The 5,339-nt window shown below is 44.9% G+C and carries 4 protein-coding genes; all 4 read right to left on the bottom strand.

Annotated elements, in window-relative coordinates:
* Positions 1-112: 112 nt before the first annotated feature.
* Positions 113-607: an acetolactate synthase small subunit gene (ilvN, locus tag AB4517_RS18885; protein ID WP_008219984.1), complete on the bottom strand. Its 495-nt coding sequence runs from the start codon at positions 605-607 to the stop codon at positions 113-115.
* A 1-nt stretch (position 608) separates the two neighbouring features.
* On the bottom strand, positions 609-2,366 hold the full coding sequence (locus AB4517_RS18880) for an acetolactate synthase 3 large subunit (RefSeq protein ID WP_017062926.1): 1,758 nt from the start codon (positions 2,364-2,366) through the stop codon (positions 609-611).
* A 460-nt stretch (positions 2,367-2,826) separates the two neighbouring features.
* Positions 2,827-4,635 carry a long-chain fatty acid--CoA ligase gene (locus AB4517_RS18875; RefSeq protein WP_372082795.1) on the bottom strand — a complete coding sequence of 603 codons (1,809 nt, stop codon included), beginning with the start codon at positions 4,633-4,635 and terminating at the stop codon, positions 2,827-2,829.
* A 202-nt stretch (positions 4,636-4,837) separates the two neighbouring features.
* Positions 4,838-5,339 (bottom strand): LysR substrate-binding domain-containing protein (locus tag AB4517_RS18870; protein WP_372149188.1); only part of this gene is annotated, 502 nt, incomplete at its 5' end.

Genomic DNA, 5,339 nt, shown 5'->3' with positions numbered 1-5,339 from the left:
GCTAACTCAGATGAATGGAAGTGCAGCGCGGGATTATAGCACTCTAAAAAATTAACAAAATAAAAGCCGCTTAAAAAAGCGGCTTTAAAGTTATTTTTTAAAGACTTATCGTCTAGGCTTTCAACGCACGTTCGCCTCGTGCGATGCCAACAACACCACTTCGAGCTACTTCAAGCACTTCCGTCACTTCAGACAGCGCCTGAATGAAGGCATCCAGTTTCTCGCTAGTACCCGCCATTTGAACCGTATATTGAGAAGCCGTAACATCAACGATCTGACCACGGAAGATATCCGCTGTGCGCTTCACTTCCGCACGAGCAAAGCCGCTCGCACGTACTTTTACCATCAACAGCTCACGTTCAATGTGTTCAAGTTCAGACACTTCTTGTACTTTAAGTACGTCGATTAGCTTATGCAGTTGTTTCTGAATCTGCTCAAGCTGCATTTCGCTCGAGTTAGTAGTGACGTTCAAACGAGACAGCGTCGGATCATCGGTTGGAGATACGTTCAAAGACTCGATGTTGTAGCCACGCTGAGAAAACAAGCCAACCACACGAGAAAGCGCACCAGGTTGGTTTTCCATTAGTAGTGAAATAATGTGCCTCATATTATGTTCTCTCCGTTTTGCTTAGCCACATGTTATCCATACCCTCGCCTTTGATCTGCATTGGGTATACGTGCTCGGTGTCATCCACACTAATATCGACAAATACCAAACGGTCTTTCATCGCCAGTGCTTTTTCCAAACCTGATTCCAATTCATCCGGAGATGAAATGCGCATACCAACGTGGCCATAAGCCTCAGCGATAGCAGCAAAATCAGGAACAGAGTCCATATATGAGTTAGAGTAACGGCCTTGATAAACAATGTCTTGCCACTGTTTTACCATGCCTAGGAAACGGTTGTTAAGGTTAATAATCTTAACCGGGATATTGTATTGCAGCGCAGTCGACAGCTCTTGGATATTCATTTGAATACTGCCGTCACCGGTTACCACAACCACCTCTTCATCTGGCTTAGCAAACTTAACGCCCATACCAGCAGGCAGGCCAAAGCCCATCGTGCCTAGACCACCAGAGTTAATCCAACGACGTGGCTTGTTAAACGGGTAGTATAAAGCAGCAAACATTTGGTGTTGACCTACGTCAGAAGCAACATAGGCATCGCCATTGGTTACTTTATGCAGTGTTTCAATTACTTGCTGTGGTTTGATGCGCTCAGACGATTTCTCGTAAGCTAGGCAGTCACGCTCTTGCCACTGCTTGATTTCACTCCACCAGCTTTCAATCGCTTCTGCATCGTTAGTGCCGCCTTGCTCAACGAGCAAGTTCACCATGCTCTCTAGAACCTTTTCAGCAGAACCTACAATCGGTAGATCCACTTTTACGTTCTTAGAGATCGAAGATGGGTCGATATCAATGTGCATGATCTTCGCATCAGGGCAGTACTTATCTAGGTTATTAGTCGTTCGATCATCGAAACGTACGCCAATACCAAAGATCAAATCCGCATTGTGCATCGCCATATTGGCTTCATATAAACCATGCATGCCTAACATACCCAAAGAGTTCTTATGGGTGCCAGGGAAAGCGCCAAGCCCCATTAGGGTGCTTACCACAGGTAAATTCAGTGCCTCTGCTAATTTTAACAGCGGCTTATCTGCCTCAGAAATAACCGCACCACCACCGACATAAAGTACCGGCTTCTTCGCTTCAAGAAGGGCTTTTAGCGCCTTTTTGATCTGACCTTTATGACCCGTAACCGTTGGGTTATACGAACGCATTTTGAGCGTTTCTGGGTATTCATAAGGAAGCTTGATTTGTGGGTTTAAGATATCTTTCGGCAGATCAATAACCACAGGACCGGGACGCCCTGTCGTTGAAATATAGAATGCTTTTTTAACGACTTCAGGGATATCTTCCGCTTTCTTAACTAAGAAGCTGTGTTTAACGATCGGGCGTGATACACCCACGATGTCACACTCTTGGAAGGCGTCATTACCAATGAGGTTATTTGGTACGTTACCAGAAATAACAATCATTGGGATTGAGTCCATGTAGGCGGTTGCAATACCAGTAACGGTATTGGTCGCACCTGGACCAGAACACACAAGTACTACACCCGGTTTACCGGTAGAACGAGTATAGCCATCTGCCATGTGGGTAGCGGCTTGTTCGTGTCGCACTAATACGTGTTTAATTTCAGCAGTTTTAGCATGCAACGCATCGTAGATATCAAGTACAGAACCACCTGGGTAACCAAAGATTTGTTCTACACCCTCTTCAATTAGAGACTGCACCACCATCTCAGCGCCGGATAACATTTCAGCGCCGGATGACATGGCTGTTTCAGGTTTTGTTGTCATATTGCTCTCCTCACCAGTTTCCAATCATATTTGGTGAACATGTTGGGCTGGTTTTTCATAGTCTAGGGCTTATTCGTAGCCTAATTCGAAATACTTCCACTTTTTCGGCTATGGCTGTCTGTCGTGATAACAACAAACAGTAATACGAAACAACTTTAACGCTTTATTATCATCTGGTCTAACACCTGTTATTCGGCAACTGTGCCAAAAAACCAACTATTAGCTCAAAGCATTAAATAAAACCCAACTCAGCCCCCCACGCCAGGTTTAAACACTAGTTAGCGAACAAAAAAAAGCACTTAATATTTTAATAGATCGCTATTTATCGATAAACCGCGAGCTTGCTGGTGTGCGCTTTCGCACATTGTGCTGTGTCGTTAGATACAAAAAATCCCCCTAAAAATGCAATCACATTCGTAGGGGGATTTTTAAACAACTGAAAATTTATCTCAGTAGAAAACTACTTATCTTTCGACTTTTCAGTGTACATTTCTTCGATTTCGTCTTGATACTTATCGTTGATAACCTTACGGCGCAGTTTCTGGGTCGGCGTCAGTTCGCCATCATCCATAGAAAACGCTTTTGGCAGTAGCTTGAACTTCTTCACTTGCTCAAACTTCGCCAGTTCTTGCTGTAGGTCATTCACACGCTTTTCTAGCATCTCGACGATTTGGTGGTGCTTAACAAGTTCAACGCGATCGTGATACTTGATATTAAGCTCTTTGGCGTACTCTTCTAGCGAGTCATAACAAGGAACAATCAGCGCAGAAACGAATTTGCGTGTATCAGCGATAACAGCAATCTGTTCGATAAAGTGATCTTTACCAATCGCACCTTCAACCACTTGCGGGGCAATATACTTACCACCAGAAGTTTTCATCAGCTCTTTGATACGATCAGTAATGAACAGGTTACCATTTTCATCAAAATGACCCGCATCACCGGTTTTCAAGAAACCGTGCTCATCGAATGTCTTAGCTGTCTCTTCTGGCATCTTGTAGTAGCCACGCATCACCATTGGACCGCGAACAAGAATCTCGTCCTTAGCACCAATCTTAACTTCTGCGCCCGGCATCGACATACCAATCGAATCAGGGTTAAAACAGCGATCATCCCAGCAAGATACTGTTGCCGTGGTTTCTGTCATGCCGTAGCCAAGTTTTACGTTGATGCCGATAGCATGGAAGAAACGACCAATCGTCTCATCAAGCTTCGCGCCACCACATGGCATGAAGTTGATGTTACCGCCGAGTAGAGCGCGCAGTTTAGATAGCACAAGCTTATCAGCTAGCGCATGGCTCTTCTTCAGCATCAACGATGGAGTACGACCTTCTTGGTGACAAACTGAAAGCTTTGCTCCCATGTTCACCGCCCAAGTAAATAGCACTTTACGAATAAATGGTGCTTTAGATACCTTCTCGTGAATCGCAGAGAAGATCTTCTCGTAGAAGCGTGGAACCGCACACATTACAGTAGGTTTCACATCACTTAGCGCATCACGCACTTGCATCGTATCTTGCAGGTAGCAGTTGGTTGCGCCTTTATAAAGAACGTAGAACGTCCAAGCACGCTCAAATACGTGTGATAACGGTAGGAAACACAATGAGACATCGTCTTTGCTCAGGCTAAGGCGCTCATCGTGGCCTTCTAACTGGTAGCCAATGTTGGTGTAATCAAGCATTACGCCTTTTGGCTGACCTGTGGTACCAGAGGTATAGATAAGAGTCAGCAGGTCGTCCATGCTTGCATCAGCAAGACGCACGTCAAGTTCAGCTTGTTGTGCTTCAACGCCACGCGCCATGAAGTCATTCCAAGATACGGCAAAGCTGTGTCCTTGCAGGTCGATGTCATCAGACATCGCGACAACCACTTCTAGCTGTTCACACTCTTCGAATAGGCTCACCGCCGCGTCAAATTGAACTTGCTCACCAACGAATAAGATCTTCACATCCGCATTTTGGATGATGTAAGACGACTGTGCTGCTGTGTTGGTTGGATAAATCGGCACAGTCACAAGACGAGCTTGTAAAGATGCAAAATCTGCCACGGTCCATTGAGGCATATTATTTGAATAGATACCGATCTTATCTTGAACTCTCAGTCCCTGAGCCAATAGTGCTAATGAAAGCGTATCGATTTGTTGTCCAAACTGCTCCCAGCTAATGCCTTGCCATACATTGTCTACTTTGTGCTTCAAAGCTGTACGGTTGCCGCCTTGGGCAATTTGGTCACGAAGTCTTTTTACGATATGAAAATCTAAATTGGCCATCTCTTTACCTTTAGGCTTACACCTGTAAGCTTTTTTGAGCGCACAAGTGTACCTCTGATCATGGAAAAGGCAACTGATGAAGCTCAAAGTTATAAGTAATAGTACGTCTAACGCTAAGTTTTCTACCTACTAAAATAGCGCGCATAAAAAAGCCCTAAGCCAGTCTCCTAGCTTAGGGCTTATAAATCATAGGGATTAGTGTCTAGTTAAGTGCCACTACTTCGCCACAGATCATCATTAACTGATCTCGTAACCAAATGTGTCCTTTATCCTTTTCACTTGATTCGTGCCAGCTTAGGAAGCCAGAAATCGCCGCATTATCGAATGGGAAATCTAGAATCTGAAGCTGCTCTTTGTTTGCTGCATGTTCTACCATCCAACGAGGAGCAATTGTTACTAGTTCAGATTGGCCTACAACGTAAAGAACGTTGCTTAAGCTCGTACCTTCGTAGAAAGGCGTGCAATCTAGGTCACGGTAAGCTTGCTCAGAGAAGCTACGTTGACCATGGATGCGAGACAGTTTCGCGTGCTTTTCGTTAAGCAGCTCTGCCGCTGTTACTTCACCGTTAATGCGTGGGTGAGAAGCAGAAGCGACAACAACCAACTCATCTTGGAAGATTTCAGTGCTTGAGAAACCTTGCTCATCAAAGCGAGCGTAATCGATCACGAAGTCGATTTCTTGGTAGCGCATACGCTCAGAAAGC

It is taken from the genome of Vibrio sp. 10N.222.52.C3 (genome assembly GCF_041474195.1).
In the GTDB taxonomy this organism is placed as follows: Bacteria; Pseudomonadota; Gammaproteobacteria; order Enterobacterales; family Vibrionaceae; genus Vibrio; species Vibrio crassostreae_C.
Note: the sequence above shows the minus strand (reverse complement) of the source record. Positions and strands in the feature narration are given on the sequence as shown.

Excerpts from the sequence above, each read along its gene's own strand:
- AB4517_RS18875 (WP_372082795.1), bottom strand. The coding sequence starts at position 4,635 with ATGGCCAATTTAGATTTTCATATCGTAAAAAGACTTCGTGACCAAATT.
- AB4517_RS18880 (WP_017062926.1), bottom strand. The coding sequence starts at position 2,366 with ATGACAACAAAACCTGAAACAGCCATGTCATCCGGCGCTGAAATGTTA.
- ilvN (WP_008219984.1), bottom strand. The coding sequence starts at position 607 with ATGAGGCACATTATTTCACTACTAATGGAAAACCAACCTGGTGCGCTT.